This is a genomic window from Qipengyuania marincola, assembly GCF_029688625.1.
In the GTDB taxonomy this organism is placed as follows: Bacteria; Pseudomonadota; Alphaproteobacteria; order Sphingomonadales; family Sphingomonadaceae; genus Qipengyuania.
Genome location: NZ_JARULC010000001.1, coordinates 565,701 through 580,794, shown reverse-complemented (window position 1 = coordinate 580,794; position 15,094 = coordinate 565,701). Strand labels below are relative to the sequence as shown.

General features: G+C 64.8%; 16 protein-coding genes. 4 read left to right on the top strand and 12 right to left on the bottom strand.

Features of this window, described 5'->3' with window-relative positions:
• Window positions 1–46: 46 nt before the first annotated feature.
• From P8Q88_RS02900 to P8Q88_RS02890, 3 genes are all read right to left on the bottom strand, one after another.
• Entirely contained in the window at window positions 47–679 is a 633-nt protein-coding gene (locus tag P8Q88_RS02900; protein WP_278322321.1) for a hypothetical protein, read from the bottom strand.
• 11 nt (window positions 680–690) lie between these two features.
• Window positions 691–1,386, bottom strand: coding sequence for a hypothetical protein (locus P8Q88_RS02895; protein ID WP_278322320.1), 696 nt, complete (start codon window positions 1,384–1,386; stop codon window positions 691–693).
• 183 nt (window positions 1,387–1,569) lie between these two features.
• Complete coding sequence (locus tag P8Q88_RS02890) at window positions 1,570–2,781, bottom strand: saccharopine dehydrogenase family protein (RefSeq protein WP_278322319.1); 1,212 nt, start codon at window positions 2,779–2,781, stop codon at window positions 1,570–1,572.
• Window positions 2,782–2,842: 61 nt separating this feature from the next.
• Between P8Q88_RS02890 and P8Q88_RS02885 the strand changes: the two genes are divergently transcribed.
• The 3 genes from P8Q88_RS02885 (at window position 2,843) to P8Q88_RS02875 (ending at window position 4,767) form a co-directional block, all read left to right on the top strand.
• Window positions 2,843–3,799 (top strand): threonine ammonia-lyase, encoded by a 957-nt coding sequence (locus tag P8Q88_RS02885; protein WP_278322318.1) that lies wholly within the window; start codon window positions 2,843–2,845, stop codon window positions 3,797–3,799.
• Window positions 3,800–3,868: 69 nt separating this feature from the next.
• Entirely contained in the window at window positions 3,869–4,321 is a 453-nt protein-coding gene (locus P8Q88_RS02880; protein WP_278322317.1) for an MAPEG family protein, read from the top strand.
• 11 nt (window positions 4,322–4,332) lie between these two features.
• Entirely contained in the window at window positions 4,333–4,767 is a 435-nt protein-coding gene (locus tag P8Q88_RS02875) for an MAPEG family protein (protein ID WP_278322316.1), read from the top strand.
• A 31-nt stretch (window positions 4,768–4,798) separates the two neighbouring features.
• Here P8Q88_RS02875 and trxB read toward each other — a convergent pair whose 3' ends face one another.
• Window positions 4,799–5,788, bottom strand: coding sequence for a thioredoxin-disulfide reductase (gene trxB / locus P8Q88_RS02870; protein ID WP_278322315.1), 990 nt, complete (start codon window positions 5,786–5,788; stop codon window positions 4,799–4,801).
• Window positions 5,789–5,852: 64 nt separating this feature from the next.
• Window positions 5,853–6,632 carry a tyrosine-protein phosphatase gene (locus P8Q88_RS02865; protein ID WP_278322314.1) on the bottom strand — a complete coding sequence of 260 codons (780 nt, stop codon included), beginning with the start codon at window positions 6,630–6,632 and terminating at the stop codon, window positions 5,853–5,855.
• Between the two features lie 116 nt (window positions 6,633–6,748).
• Between P8Q88_RS02865 and P8Q88_RS02860 the strand changes: the two genes are divergently transcribed.
• A complete protein-coding gene (locus P8Q88_RS02860; RefSeq protein WP_278322313.1) occupies window positions 6,749–7,198 on the top strand; it encodes a response regulator in 450 nt (149 codons plus the stop codon).
• Here the strand turns inward: P8Q88_RS02860 and otsA are convergent.
• The 7 genes from otsA to egtB are packed head-to-tail and all read right to left on the bottom strand — an operon-like array spanning window position 7,195 to window position 15,068.
• A complete protein-coding gene (gene otsA, locus P8Q88_RS02855) occupies window positions 7,195–8,592 on the bottom strand; it encodes an alpha,alpha-trehalose-phosphate synthase (UDP-forming) (RefSeq protein ID WP_278322760.1) in 1,398 nt (465 codons plus the stop codon). The two genes, P8Q88_RS02860 and otsA, sit on opposite strands and share 4 nt — an antisense overlap.
• A complete protein-coding gene (locus P8Q88_RS02850) occupies window positions 8,589–10,373 on the bottom strand; it encodes a glycoside hydrolase family 15 protein (protein WP_278322312.1) in 1,785 nt (594 codons plus the stop codon). Before P8Q88_RS02850 ends, otsA begins: the two co-directional genes overlap by 4 nt.
• Entirely contained in the window at window positions 10,370–11,128 is a 759-nt protein-coding gene (gene otsB, locus P8Q88_RS02845; protein ID WP_278322311.1) for a trehalose-phosphatase, read from the bottom strand. The genes P8Q88_RS02850 and otsB overlap by 4 nt, the downstream gene beginning before the upstream one ends.
• A gap of 39 nt (window positions 11,129–11,167) precedes the next feature.
• Window positions 11,168–11,830, bottom strand: a complete 663-nt coding sequence (locus tag P8Q88_RS02840) for a retropepsin-like aspartic protease family protein (RefSeq protein ID WP_278322310.1) — start codon at window positions 11,828–11,830, stop codon at window positions 11,168–11,170.
• Between the two features lie 30 nt (window positions 11,831–11,860).
• Window positions 11,861–12,820: an NAD(P)/FAD-dependent oxidoreductase gene (locus P8Q88_RS02835; protein WP_278322309.1), complete on the bottom strand. Its 960-nt coding sequence runs from the start codon at window positions 12,818–12,820 to the stop codon at window positions 11,861–11,863.
• A complete protein-coding gene (gene egtD, locus P8Q88_RS02830) occupies window positions 12,820–13,818 on the bottom strand; it encodes an L-histidine N(alpha)-methyltransferase (protein WP_278322308.1) in 999 nt (332 codons plus the stop codon). Before egtD ends, P8Q88_RS02835 begins: the two co-directional genes overlap by 1 nt.
• The gene (gene egtB / locus P8Q88_RS02825) at window positions 13,818–15,068 is read right to left on the bottom strand and encodes an ergothioneine biosynthesis protein EgtB (protein ID WP_278322307.1); all 1,251 of its coding nucleotides are present in this window, start codon (window positions 15,066–15,068) and stop codon (window positions 13,818–13,820) included. Before egtB ends, egtD begins: the two co-directional genes overlap by 1 nt.
• Between the last annotated feature and the right edge of the window lie 26 nt (window positions 15,069–15,094).

The following is a 15,094-nucleotide window of genomic DNA, read 5'->3' as shown; positions in this document are numbered from 1 at the left end:
GGGAGCGGCCGAAGCCGTCCCCGCCCTTCCTGATCAGGTCGGAGCCTTACCTGGCGTCGTCGGCCCGGTAGACCAGCGCGCGCACCATCCCTTCGTAGGAGAAGCCGCGCGACATCATCGCCTCGTGGCCGCTACGCCAGTTTGACGCACCGAAACCGGTGTAGATGGTGGCGGTCGAAGTGCCCGCCACAATCGTGTCGTGGCTCTGCCCGATGGGTTCGGGATCGACCGTCACCAGTGCATAGCGCTCGTTTGCCTGCGGCACGAACTGCACCGATAGCAGGCCCGGGCGGAACATGTACTGTTCGCGCGAAAAGGAGCGGGTTTCCGCGCCTTGTGCGTCGAGCAGCACGACCCGCGGCGAAAGCACGCGCGCCAGTTCCAGTCCTGCGCCCAGCTCCACCATCTTCGCCTTGCCTTCTTCCGGCAAGGAAAAGACCATGTAAGGAGCCGAAACCCCGTTGCGATCGAGGCAGGGCCCGGACGCGGAGAGCTGGCTATCGAGCATCCAGATCTTCTTGTCCTTGTCCGGCGTCAGGCTGACCGCCGTGACCGTTTCCGGCACGGTCGCGCAATCGGCCCGCTCGAACGCCAGTGTCGCCGGATAGGTCGGCACCGTGGTGGCGCAACCTGCCAGCAGGACCGAAAGGCCCGCCAGCCCAAACAGCTTGGTCCGCATCGCGGCCTCCCTTACTTCAGCAGGCGGACAGCGGCCTCGGCAACCTGCTTGAGCGCATCGTCGATGCCCTCCGCAAGACGCTCAGGCTGCGAGATCATGTCCTCGCGGTTCTGGAACACATAGGCCGGGTTGGGCGCCAGCGTTACGATACCGGCCTGCGCATCGATCGGGTTGAGGATGATGCGGTTTTCCATCAGCGGCTTGCCCGTTACGGCATCGACCATCTTCACGTCTGCCGAAACGGTGGGACGCCACAACTGGTTACCCGCATTTGCATAACCGTAGGAAGTGACGTTGAAGTCGATCAGCGCCTGAGCACCCGACGGGGCCGCCGGATATTTCTCGAGGAACCTGCGCTTTTCGCGGTCCGGGCCTTCGAGCATGGCACCCGTGATGCCTTCCTCGGCCAGCGCGGCGATCAGAAAGGCTTCGAAATTGGCTTCGGGCGTGTACTCCACGCTGTCGAGCGCTTCATTGACGCGATCCTTGCGCGATCCCTGTACGCCGGCATCGATCAGCGCGCCGAGCAGGCCGAAGTTGCCCATGGTCGACGCCGCTTCGAATGCGACCGCATTCTCGGGCAGCGTATCGTCGACGATGGCGACCGAAGTGACCGGAACGGCGGGCGCGGTGTACGGCGTGCCGACATAAGGTGACGCGCAGGCGCCAAGGCTCAGCAGCCCCAGGGCTGCAATCGATTTTTTCATGGACTATTACCCCTGTTAACCCGAGCGGAAGAATACCGGCCGGGGCGTCCCTGAAAGACCTGCGAAGATATATATACTTGCAAATCTCGGTCAATCGGCCCGGAGGGGGCCATGAACGCGAACTAGCCAGCGTGGCCTATTGGCAACGCTGGCTAGTATTGCATGGGGTTTCTCTTGGTTTTTCTAGAAATCGACCGGACCGTCCATTTCCTTCACCTGCCACGGCAAGCCATGCTCGTTCAGCATCTCCATGAAGGGATCGGGGTCCATCTGCTCCATGTTGAACACGCCGTCGCCCGACCATTTGCCGGTTACCATCATCGCCGAACCGATCATCGCCGGCACGCCGGTGGTATAGGAAACCGCTTGGTTGCCGGTTTCCTCGTAAGCGGCCTCGTGGCTGCAGATATTGTTGATGTAAAAGGTCTTCTCGCCCGACCCGTCCAGTGCCTCGCCGGTGGCGATCACGCCGATATTGGTATTGCCCTTGGTCGTCTCGCCCAGCGTTTCGGGCTTGGGCAGCACGGCGGCGAGGAATTGGAGCGGGATGATGTCCTTGCCCTGGTAGCGGACCGGGTCGATCCGCGTCATCCCGACATTCTGCAGCACGGTGAGGTGCTTGATGTATTCATCGCCGAAGGTCATCCAGAAGCGCGCACGTTCCAGTTCCGGGTTGAACTTGGCGAGGCTTTCCAGCTCCTCGTGGTACATCATGTACATGTTCTTGGGGCCGACGCCCTCGAAGTCGAACTCCACCTTCTTACCCATTGCCGGGGTCTCGACGAACCCGCCATTCTCCCAGTGGCGCGCAGGTGCAGTCACCTCGCGGATGTTGATTTCGGGATTGAAGTTGGTCGCGAACGCCTGACCGTGATCGCCGCCGTTGCAGTCGAGGATGTCGAGCTGGCGGATGGTCTTCAGCTTGTGCTTCTTCAGCCACATGGTGAAGACGCTGGTGACGCCCGGGTCGAAGCCCGACCCCAGCAGCGCCATCAACCCCGCTTCCTTGAAGCGGTCGTGATAGGCCCACTGCCAGTGATATTCGAACTTTGCCTCGTCCTTGGGCTCGTAGTTCGCGGTATCGAGATAGCTCACACCCGCTTCGAGACAGGCGTCCATGATCGGCAGGTCCTGATACGGCAGGGCGAGATTGACGACGAGGCTGGGCTGCACCTTCCTGATGAGATTGACCATCGCGGGCACTTCTTCCGCGTCGATCTCGTAGGTGCTGACGGCCACGCCGGTGCGCTCTTTCACGCTTGCGGCGATGCTGTCGCACTTGCTCTTGGTACGGCTGGCGAGGTGGATATCGGTGAAGATATCCTTGTTCATCGCCATCTTGTGGACGCACACCGAGCTGACGCCGCCGGCACCGATCACGAGGACTGTCGACATGTATGTATTCTCCGAATTCGAATCTTGTCGCCCCCCTAGCGAAATGCGCTAAGCCCGCCAAATGATCCGCGACGCAAACCGCCAACCGACTGCCGAGGGCGTGCGCGAGGCCGCGCGATCAATTGCCGCCATTCTTCCGCCGACGCCGCTCCTGCCGGTGACGATCGGCGGAGTGCACTGCTGGGCGAAAGCGGAAAGCCTGCAACCGGTCGGCGCTTTCAAGATCCGTGGCGGGTGGTGGCGCCTGTCGAGTATGACGCCCGAGGAAAGGGCGCATGGCGTCGTGGCGGTCTCGTCCGGCAATCATGCGCAGGGCGTCGCGTGGGCGGCAAAGCGGCTGGGCATTCGGGCGACGATTGTGATGCCCCGTAATGCCCCGCAGGTGAAGCTCGACGCGACGCGCGCGCTGGGCGCCGAAATCGTCCTTTACGAGCGCCCGGGCGAGGACCGCGACGAGGTCGCCGCGCGCCTCATCGAGGAACGCGGCGGGACGCTGGTCCACGCGTTCGGGGACCCGTGGGTGATCGAAGGCCAGGGATCGGCGGGTATCGAGGCCGAGGCGCAGCTGGGCCAAACCCCCTCGCGCTTCATCGTGTGCTGCGGAGGCGGCGGGCTGGCGGCAGGTCTCGCCCTCGCCTGCCCCGAGGCAGCGATCCATGTGGTCGAACCGGACGGCTGGGACATGGTCGGCCAGGCTATTGCCACAGGTGACATCGTGCGCGTCGCTGACGATCCGCCCTCCACTATCTGCGATGCGTTGCAGCCCGACGCGACCAAGCCGGTCAATCTCGCCGTCCTGAAGGATCGCGCGGCGCCGGGCGTGACTGTCACCGACGAGGACGTTCGCAACGCCCAGCGCTTCGCCTATTCCGACCTTCGCCTGGTGCTCGAACCCGGCGGCGCAGCAGCGCTCGCGGCGGCGCTGGCGGGCAAGGTGCCGGTGGACGAAGGCACGGTGATCATGCTGACCGGCGGCAATGCCGATCCGGCGCGCTTCGCCCGAACCATCGCGCCCTGACAGGCCGTTTGACTTTCGCTTTCGCCAGACGCAGGAACGGCAAAACGGGTTCCAGAAGGGGGAAATTCGATGCAGGCGCAAATGCTGGCACCGGCGGCGGTACTCGTCGCCTGGTCACTCGTGATGCTGTTCTGGATGGCGTTCACGCGCTTTCCGGCCATGAACAGGCTGGGCCGCGATGTCGGCTCGTCCAAGCCGGGTGGTCGCGGGCAGGACCTCGAGGGGGTGATCCCCGACAAGGTCAACTGGAAAGCGCATAATTACGCCCATCTGATGGAACAGCCGACGATCTTCTATCCGGCGGTCGTCATCCTTGCGATCATGGGCGCCGGCGCGCTCGATGTGCTGCTGGCGTGGATTTACGTCGTGCTGCGCATCATTCACTCGGTCTATCAGGCGACGGTCAATGTCGTGAAGGTCCGCTTCCTGATCTTCCTCTTGTCCACGCTGGCTCTCACTGCACTCGCGGTCCGGGCGGTGATCGCCACGCTGTTTTTCGACCCCGGCCTGCCGCCGGCCTGAAGGAGCCTGCCATGATCCAGTCGGAAATCCTGCAACCCGTCGTCCTGCTGCTGGCATGGACCATGGTCATGTGGTTGTGGATGTATGCCGTGCGCATCCCCGCCATGAGCAAGGCGGGCATCGCGCCGAACGATGCGCGCAAAACCGGTACGCTTGACGATACGCTGCCCGCCGAGGTCCAGTGGAAGGCGCATAATTACAACCATCTCCACGAACAGCCGACGGTGTTTTACGCGACCTGCCTGGTCCTCGCCATGGTCGGTTGGGGCGATGGGCTGAACGCGCTGCTGGCCTGGATCTACGTCGGCCTGCGTATCCTGCATTCGCTGATGCAGGCGACGGCCAATGTGGTGATGGTGCGCTTCGTCTTGTTCGCGCTGTCGAGCCTCGTGCTGATCGCGCTGATCCTGCATGCGGCGATCAACGTGTTCGACATACACATGTGATGCGGCGGGGCCTGGCGCCCCGCTCAAAGGCCTATTCCGCCGCTTCCTTCTCGGCAGCGTGAGCATGGCCGTCCGCCCCGATCTCGAGATTGGCGAGGAAGCGTTCCGCGTCGAGCGCAGCCATGCAGCCCATGCCCGCCGCCGTCACCGCCTGGCGATAGACGTGGTCGGTCACGTCGCCCGCGGCAAACACGCCGGGCACATCGGTCTTGGGCGAGCCCGGCTCGGTCAGCAGGTAGCCGCCATCGTCCATCGGCAGCTTGCCCTTGAACAGTTCGGTCGCGGGCGCATGGCCGATAGCGACAAAGGCCCCGTCAGTCGCGAATTCGCTTGTCTCGCCGGACTGCGTATCCTTGAGGTTGAGATGGCCCAGCGCGCCGGTGGGCCCGGCCTCGAAGCTCTCCACGGTCTTGTTCCACAGCACCGAAATCTTCGGGTGGTTGAGCAGCCGTTCCTGCAGGATTTTCTCCGCACGCAGTTCATCGCGGCGGTGGATCAGCGTCACGTCGTCGGAATGGTTGGTGAGATAGAGCGCTTCCTCGACCGCGGTATTGCCGCCGCCGATCACTGCGACCTTCTTGCCGCGATAGAAGAAGCCATCGCAGGTGGCGCAGGCCGAAACACCCTTGCCGCCCAGCTCCATCTCGCCCGGAACGCCCAGCCACTTGGCCTGCGCGCCGGTGCAGATCACCAGCACGTCGGCGACATACTCGTCCCCGCTGTCGCCCTTGGCGGTGAAGGGAGAGCCGCCGGCGATGTCGACATCGACGATCGTGTCCCACATCATGCGCGTGCCGACATGTTCGGCCTGCTTCTGCATCTGGTCCATCAGCCAGGGGCCCTGGATGACGTCGGCGAAGCCGGGATAGTTCTCCACATCGGTGGTGATCGTCAGCTGGCCGCCGGGCTGGAGGCCCTGCACCACGATCGGTTCCATCATGGCGCGCGCGGCATAGATGGCAGCGGAATAGCCCGCCGGGCCGGAGCCGATGATGAGCATCTTGGTGCGATGGGTAGCCATGGTGGTATCGTCCGTCAGTCTGGAATTCGTGTTTGGCCGCTATATGGGATGCGGGCGCGAAGAGTCACGCCACGAAGCGTGCGATCAGGCGTTCGCGCATGGCCTCGTCCACACCTAAATGTCCGTCGAGAAAAGTGTCGAGCGAGCCGTATTCGCTCTCGACCTCGTGCCACCAGCGGATCAGATATTCCTCGCGCACGCCGAGCAGCGCCATGACCGCGTCGTCGTCCAGCTTGCGGCCCAGCCGTTCCTCGATCCCCGGCACCGATTGTTCGCGCAGGACGGCCAGCGTGGGCGCATCGTTGGTCCGCAGGAACTCCGCCATCTGCCGGTCACGATCGACGCCGAGCACGTGCAACACCAGCATGGCGGCGACGCCAGTGCGATCCTTGCCGGCGAAGCAATGCACCAGGCTCGCGCCCTCGCGCTCGTCCAGCGCGCGGAAATAGCGGCCGAACATCGCGATCATCGCCGGGTTGCGCGGCATTCGGGTATAGACCGCCAGCATCCGCTCGCGGGCAAAATTCTCGGTCGTGACGCTTTCGTCGATATCCATGTGCGGCGGGCTGGAGGACGTTTCCCCGTCGTGGAACAACACCTCGGCCTCGAAGGCGTCGCTGCGGCGGCAGGGATTGCGCTCCCGCTCGCTCGTCCCGCGCAGGTCCACAACCGTGCGAATTCCCAGCGCATCCATCGCGGCAAGGTCCGCATCGCTAGCGCCCACATGCTGGCCGGACCGCCACAAGAGACCGGTCTTTACCCGCCCGCCGTCCACCGTCTCCCACCCGCCGAAATCGCGGAAATTGTGAATGCCGGTGGTCTCAAGGAAGGGATTGCGAATCATGGCCGCCTTGGTGGCAGGCCGGTGTCGCCTGCGCAATCATACGTAATCGCTCGGATAGGCTGCAGCCATACTTGCAGGGTACGCCGCTTGCGAACCGACCCGCGACGGGAGCCCGCATGGCCCATATCCTGATTGCCGACGACGACGAATTGATAGCCGAAATGGCGGCCGACGCGCTGCTCGCGGCGGGCCATGCCTGCGGCTGGGTGACCGACGGTACGAAAGTGCTCGACCTGCTCCGCTGGCGACGCCCCGACCTGCTGCTGCTCGATCAGGACATGCCCGGCCTCACCGGAAAGCAAGTGCTGCGCGAATTGCGGGGATCGGAACAGCATTACGACCTGCCCGTGGTCATGTTCACCGCGATCACCGGCGCCTATGACGAACAAAGCGCGCTTTATGGCGGGGCGCAGGGCTACATCCGCAAACCCTTTCTCGACAAGTTCCTGGTGCGCACGGTCGAACTCGTTCTCGCCGCGCGCGAGGGGCGGCCCGGCCATCGCGACCTGCGCGAGGCACTTGGCTACGGGGTCAGGGAGACCAATGCCGTGCGGCGGACGATCTAGCGCGCCTGGCCGGCGAGATCGCGCAGGAAGTCGGCGGTCCAGGCCTGCACGTTCTCCTCGCGCACGCTTTTTACCATCTTCTCGTAGCGCGCCTTGCGCTCGGCGAGCGGCATGTCGAGCGCGGTCTTGATCGCATGGGCGATGTCATCCGGGCTGTGCGGGTTGACGAGCACCGCATCCTGCAGCTGCAGGGCGGCACCGGCAAAGCTCGACAGGATCAGCACGCCCGGGTCCTCGGGGTCCTGCGCGGCGACATATTCCTTCGCCACCAGGTTCATCCCGTCGCGCAGCGGTGTGACCAGGCCGATCTTGGAGGCGCGGAAGAAGCCGAACAGCTCCTCATGGCTGTAGCCGCGATTGACATAGCGGATGGGCACCATGTCCACTTCGCTGCGCGCGCCGTTGATCTGGCCGCACTTCTGCTCCAGCTCCTCGCGGATTTCCTGATAGCTCTGCACATCCTCGCGGCTCGGCGGGGCAATCTGGACGAATACCAGGTCGCGAATTCGCTCCGGCTCACGGTCGAGAAATCGCCCGATGCCGTCGATCCGCTCGGGTATGCCCTTGGAATAGTCGAGCCGGTCGACTCCGATCATTGCGGTGCGGCGGCGGGTCGAGGCCATCATCCGCTGCTGCGCATTGCGCGCCTCGCCCGTTTCGCCAAGCTTGCTGAAGTGATCCCAGTCGATGCCGATGGGATAGGCACGGACCAGCGTGGTTCGCCCGTCGAGCGTGATGCTGCCGCTGTCCTCGTCGACATCGGCCTTCAGCTCGGTGCGGCAATAGTGGAGGAAGCTCTGCCGCCACTCGTCCGTCTGGAAGCCGATCAGGTCGTAGTGCAGCATCGTTCGCACCAGCCGCTCGTGATAGGGCAGCGAGACGAACAGCCGCGTGGCGGGCCAGGGGATGTGGAGGAAAAACCCGATCCGGTTCTTCACCCCGCGCGACCGGAGGCGCTCGCCGAGCGGGATGAGATGGTAGTCGTGAACCCAGACGAGGTCATCGTCCTCGATCAGCGGCGAAGCGAGTTCGGCGAAGCGCTCGTTGACGCGCTCGTACCCCTTGGCCGTTTCGCGTTCGTATTTGGCGAGGTCGAGGCGATAGTGGAACAACGGCCACAAGGTCGAGTTGGCATAACCGTTGTAATATTCGTCAATATCGCGCTGCGACAGGTCGATCGTCGCGGTGGTCACGCCATCGTTGGTCTGCGTGTCGATATTACCGGTGCGCCCGCTGTCGCTTTCCTCTCCCGACCAGCCGAACCACAGGCCCTCCCGGTCTTTCAGCGCCGCGTGCAGTGCGCCGGCAAGCCCGCCTTGCGCCCCCGCCGCGCCGCGTGCCTTGGGCACGGCGACGCGATTGGAAATGACGACAAGGCGCTTGCTGTCTGTCAGCGGACTTCGCTCCAGGGTTTGCTCAAGAGACCGGCACAATTGATTATACCTACCAGCGAGTAGGTCTGGGGGAAGTTCCCCCACAGCTCCCCGGTGTCATAGTCGAGATCTTCGCTCAGCAGTCCGGAACGGGTGGTGTGGCTGAGCATGCTCTCGAAGATCTCGCGGGCTTCCGCGCGGCGTCCGACCAGCCCCAGGGCTTCGATCAGCCAGAAGGTGCAGACGTTGAAGGCGGTTTCCGGCGCGCCGAAATCGTCTTCCGCGGCATAGCGCAGCATGTGGTCGCCACGGCGCAGGTCACGCTCGATGGCGGCGAAGGTCTTGAGGAAGCGTTCGTCGTCGGGCTTGAGATAGCGCAGCTCGACCATCTGCAGCAGGCTGGCATCGAGATAGCCGTTCTCGAAGCTGGCGCCGTAATGCTCGCCGTCCTCGCGCCAGGCCTTTTCCTCTATCGTCGCGCGAATCTTCTCCGCCCGCTGCTTCCAGAAAACCACGCGGTCGCCCTTGCCTAGCGTGGCGGCGACATTGGCCAGCCGGTCGCAGGCGGCCCAGCACATGACGGCCGAATAGGTGTGAACCTCCTGCCGCGTGCGGAACTCCCACAGGCCCGCATCGGGCTTGTCGTGCTTCGCCCAGGCCGCTTCGCCGACCTCCTCCAGATGCGCGAAATCTGTCTCGTCCGCCATGCGCAGCAGGCGCTGGTCGAAAAAGGCCTGCGCTGTCGGCATGACGATTTGGCCATAGCAGTCGTATTGCACCTGCTTGTAAGCCGCATTGCCTACGCGCACGGGCCCCATGCCGCGATAGCCGGCCAGGTGCTCGGCCTCGAATTCGTCGAGTTCCTCTGCGCCCATCACGGAATAGAGCGGCTGGATCTGCCCGCCGCGCGCCTGGTCGACGATGTTGCGCAGATAGGCGAGATATTTCTCCAGCACGTCGAGCGCGCCGAGGCGATTCAGCGCCTGTACCGTATAATAGCTGTCGCGGATCCAGCAGTAGCGATAGTCCCAGTTGCGCTGGCTGTTGGCGGCTTCCGGGATGGAAGTAGTCAGCGCGGCGACAATCGCGCCCGTTTCCTCGTGCTGGCAGAGCTTCAATGCGATCGCCGCGCGGATCGTCTCCTCCTGCCATTCGAGCGGGATATGCAGGCCGCGCACCCAGTGCTGCCAGTATTTGGCGGTATTCGCCTCCATCCGGCGCACCTCGCTGCGGATATTGCCGCTGAAGGGCTCGTCCGGACCAAGGAAAAAATGCTGGTCGCTCTCGACCCGGTAGCTGCGCTGTTCGAGAATATACCCGACCGGCGCATCGGTGGAGAGACGCAAGGCCTGCGGACCCACCAGATAGCGGATGTGATTGGTGCCGTTGGTGGTGCTGGCGAGTGCCTCGCCGTAATTCTTCATCGGCGTCAGGATCGCACGGATGCGCGGCGCGCCGCTTACGGGGCGCACGATGCGGCTATAGGCGACCGGACGGTACATGCGCCCGGACGTTTCGAACCGCGGCGCGAAATCGCTGATCTCGACCGCGCTGCCATCTTCCGCCTCCAGCCGCGTGACGAGGATCGCGGTATTGCGTTCATAGCGCTGCGAACTGCGTACCTGCCCTTCCAGCTCGAAACGCCAGACACCCTTCTCGCGCTCGTCGCCATTGAGGAGAGAGCAGAACACCGGATCGCCATCGACCCGCGGAACACAACTCCAGACGAACCCCGCTTCCTCGTCGACCAGCGCGCTGACCTGGCAATTGCCGATCGGAGACAATTCGAGATTCGCGGTCATGCAAGCTCCAGCCAGTGATGTACGTCGGATACGGTTTTCAGGCCGTAACGTGCCTTTTCGCTGATGCGGTCCCCGACCGCCACCCCGTAGCCCCCGAATTCGATTGCACCGGCAAAGCCATCCTCGTCGGTCACGTCATCCCCGAGGAAGACGGGGGTCGCGCCGGCGAAAGGCGCAACTTGCATGAATGCCTCGACCGCGCCCTGCTTGCTTGCGCCCGGTCGCACGAGTTCGGCGACCCCCTTGCCGCTGGTGACGCAGAGGTCGTGCCGGGTGGCGAAGCTGCGCGCGAAATCGAGCGTCGCCTCGCGCTTTTCGGGTTGCCCGCGAAAATGGAGCGCGCCGCCATGGGTCTTGGCCTCGAAATAGAGGTCCTGCGCGGCTGCATACTCGCGCAATTCGTCGACCGATTGCGGCGTCAGGCCGCGCGGCTCATCGCCCAGGCGCGTGCCATCCGCATGGAGGCGCGAGGCCCCGTGCGAGCCAGCGCGCGCGACGTCGATATCGCCGATATGCGTCGCCAGATCGTCGAGGGCGCGCCCGCTCACCAGAGCAAGACGGCCGTCCAGCCGGTCGCGCAGCTCGTGCAGCCGCCGGTTCAGCCAGCCGGGCACGTCGATCGCGCCGGGACGCGGAGCGATTTCTACCAGAGTCCCGTCGAAGTCGAGGAACAGCGCGATCGGCCCTGCGCCGATCAGCTCGGCCAGCGGCGGCGGGGTCGGGAGCGAAGGGGTGGTCGTCAGGGGGCTAGCCATCGGCGCGGGTCTAGCGCCTCGCAGGCCAAGGTAAAGCCCCTACTCGACGATGGCGTCGGCCTGCTTGGGCACCAGGATCAGCGTGCCATCCTTGACCCTCCATTCGTCGAGCCGGGCGAGCACGTTCATTCCGATCACGTTGAAGTCGCCGAAGCTTTCGGCCACTGCGGCATCGGTGCCGGTCGCGCGGATATTGCCGAGCTCGAGGCTGTCGATGGTCGCGACATGCGCCTGAACCGTGCCGTTCGCCGTGCCCAGCATGATCGGGATTCCGCCCCGGCGCGGGGTCAGGCCAGCCTGCTCGGCCAGCGGCGCGGAGATCGCGGTAAGCGTTGCGCCCGTGTCGATCATGAAGTTGCCCGGCACGCCATTGACGCTGGCGCGCACCCAGAAATGGCCGTCCGGCGAAAGCGGAATGCGTGTCTCCCCGCCGCTCACCACCTGTTCTGGCAAGCCTATCTGCGGCACGGCGACGTCGAAGCGCGGGTCGAAGCGCGACAGCTGCAGGACGACTGTGAGTAGCACCACGCCCAGCACGATCGAACTTGCCATGCGGATCAGGCCGCCCAGTGCCGAGCGGCGGGCCACAATCGCGCCGATCCACCCGAGCACCATGGCGGCGACCGCGACCATCAGCAGCTCCGAACGCGGAATGGCCCTCAGCGTGTCGGCAATCGCGGAAAAAGTGGCGGCCAGGTCCATGCGATCAATATAGGGTGCGGACCTCGACGCTCAATGAACGTCGATCGAATCGAGCATGGTTTCGGCAAGCCTGGTGCCCGACACCCACGCCGATTCGACACGCGGCGCGATCAGCCAGTCTCCGCACACACCCAGTTTTCGCGTCGCATCCCATAAGGCCGGAGGCCCATCGACCGGATCGGCCATGGCATAGCGCCAGCGGTGCGCCGCCATGTGGACCGGGGCCCGCGCGCCTGCGCCCGACTGGTGCAGAAAGGCGTCGAGCAGCCGTGCCGCGACGCTTGCGGCATCATCTTCCAGATGGGCTTCGGACCATTCCGGCGAGGCGTGGACGACCCAGCTTTCCGATCCATCGCGCCCCGGCTTGGCCCCGTTGCGTGCGGCCCAGGAAACGGCCTCTCCGTCGTCGCCGCGCAGCGTATCGAGGCATTCGAGGCGGTCGGGAAAGACCGCCATCAGCGCCCAGCACGGCCTTGAAGCCGTGCGCCGCGCACGGTCGGCAAAATCGTCGTGCAAGCCCGCCAGCAGCTCGGCAGCCTGTTCGGCCGGAATGGCGAGCACGATGCTGTCTGAGAATCGCTCCGCGCCATCGTCCAGCGACACCAGCCAGCCCTCGTCGCGCGACTGTATCCCGGCCACGCGCGTACCCCACGAAACATCGAGCGGCTCGGCAGCCGCGCGGATCGGCGCGTTCATGGCGGGCGTGCCGACCCATGCCTCCTCGCCCGCCGCCTGCCAGCGAGCCACCACGCCCGCCCGCTGCCATTCCTCGACCCGGGCGCGGAAACCGTCATCGCGCGCAGTGAAAAATTGCGCCCCGTGATCGAAGCGGTGCGTCTTGCCCTCCACTTCCGCGCGTCGTGTCGCCATGCGTCCGCCGGGGCCGCGACCCTTGTCGAACAAGCTCACCTGCTGGCCCGCGGCCGCAAGCCGCGTGGCACAGGCGAGGCCCGCCATGCCAGCACCGACGACAATAATCGTTCCCGCCATCAGGGCGCGTCGCGGTGCTCGGTCGCCTGCGCGAGGATCAGCGAGAAACGCCCCTCGCCGTCGGTCCAGCGATGCAACGGCGTCCATCCGCCGGCCAGCAGCAACGTATTGGAGCTGCGGCGGGTGAACTTGTGACTGTTCTCGGTGTGGATCGTGTCGCCCGCCGCCATGGTGAAGCGCTTGCCTGCGACCTCGAAATCGAAGGATTCGCGCGCCTTGAGATGCATCTCGATCCGCGCGAAGTCGTCGTTCCAGATGGCGACGTGCTCGAGTTTCTCGACCGGTATGGTTCCGCCAAGCTCGCGATTGATCCGGTGCGCGAGATTGAGGTTGAAACGGGCGGTAACCCCGTCGCCATCGGCATAGGCCGCCTCAAGCACTTTGCGATCCTTGACGAGGTCCATGCCGATCAGGAGGAGCGGCAGTTCGCCCTCGTCCGCACCCATGGTCGAGCGCATCGAGCGCAACAGGTCGACCGCCGTGCGCGGGACCATGTTGCCGATGGTCGAACCCGGGAAGAAGCCCAGCTTGCGCAGGTGATGGACATCGTCGGGAAGCGCGACCTTGCGCATGAAATCGGCCTCGACCGGGAATACCGGCAATCGGGGAAACTTTTCGCTCAGCGCCGCTGCGGACTGGCGCAGGAAGTCGCCCGAAATATCGAGCGGGACATAGGCGGCCGGATCGATCGCTTCGAGCAGCAGCGGTGTCTTGACCGAACTGCCGGACCCGAATTCGACCACCGCCCGGTCCGGTCCGATCAGCTCGGCGAACTCGCCGCCGCGTTCGCGCAGGATCTCGGTCTCCGCGCGCGTGGGATAGTATTCGTCGAGCTTGGTGATGTCTTCGAACAGGCGCGATCCGCGCTCGTCGTAGAACCAGCGCGCGGGGATCGCCTTCTGCCGCTGGGCGAGGCCTGTCAGCACATCGGAGCGGAAGGCGCGGTCGACCCCCTCCTCATCCAGATCGACGATCGCAAGACCGGTTTGGGATTTCATCAGACGTCCTTTGCGAGCCGCAGGCCGGTGAACTGCCAGCGCTGGTGGGGGTAGAAGAAATTGCGATAGGAGGCACGCGAGTGGCCGCGCGCCGTGGCGCAGCTCGCGCCCTTCAGCACGAACTGCCCGCTCATGAACTTGCCGTTGTATTCGCCGACCGCACCTTCGGCCGGCTGGAAACGGGGATAGGGCAGATAGGCGGAACGGGTGAACTGCCAGCAGTCGCCGAACAGGCTCTCGCTCCCGAGAGGCAGTGGGGGGGCCGCTTCGTCGAGCTGGTTGCCGCCGGCCGGATCATGGGCCGCATCCTGCCCCTCCTGCCCACGCGCGATCGCTTCCCACTCGAATTCGGTCGGCAGCCGGTATCCGGCCCAGCTGGCGAAGGCATCGGCCTCGTAATAGGAGATATGGGTGACGGGCGCATGCGGATCGCGCGCCTGCCAGCCACCATGCGTGAAATGCTCGTCCTCGTGCCAGTAGAGCGGCGCGCGGATCGCATTCTCATTGACCCAAGCCCAGCCGTCCGACAGCCAGAGCGAGGCGGTTTCATAACCGCCATCGGCGATGAAGTCGGCCCATTCGCCATTGGTGACAAGCCGATCGGCGAGGGCGAAGGGTTCGAGCAGCACCCGATGGACCGGCCCTTCATTGTCGAAGGCGAAGCCTCCATCCTGATGGCCGATCCGCGCCACTCCGCCGGGGTGCGCATGCCAGCCGCGAGTCCGCGCCTCAGCCTGACCGGGCGTGGTTTCCCACATCGCCGGGCCGAGCGGATTCTGGAACAGAGCGTGCTTGATGTCCGTCAGCAGCAATTCCTGATGCTGCTGCTCGTGCGCAAAGCCGAGCTCGACCAGCGGAGCCAGCTCCTCGCGCTCCAGCAAAGGCTGCATCGCCTCGTCGACATGGGCTCGCCAGGCAAGAATATCGGCAACCGTCGGGCGGGAGAGCATCCCGCGCGAAAAACGCGCGATCCGCTCGCCCTCGGCCTCGTAATAGGAATTGAAGACGAAGGGCCAGCGCTCGTCATATAGGCGATACCCATCGAGGTGATCGCGCAGCAGGAACGTCTCCCAGAACCAGGTGACATGCGCGAGATGCCATTTGGCGGGCGAGGCGTCTTCCATCGACTGGAGGGTCGCATCGGCTTCCGAAAGCGGCGCGGCGAGCGCTTCGGTAAGACGGCGCACGGCATGATAGCGCGCCGGTCGTGCCGGATCGGCTTCCCGTGCAAGCAAAGTCTGGCGGGGCATTTGGGGCTCCCCTCTTCGGCGGCGCC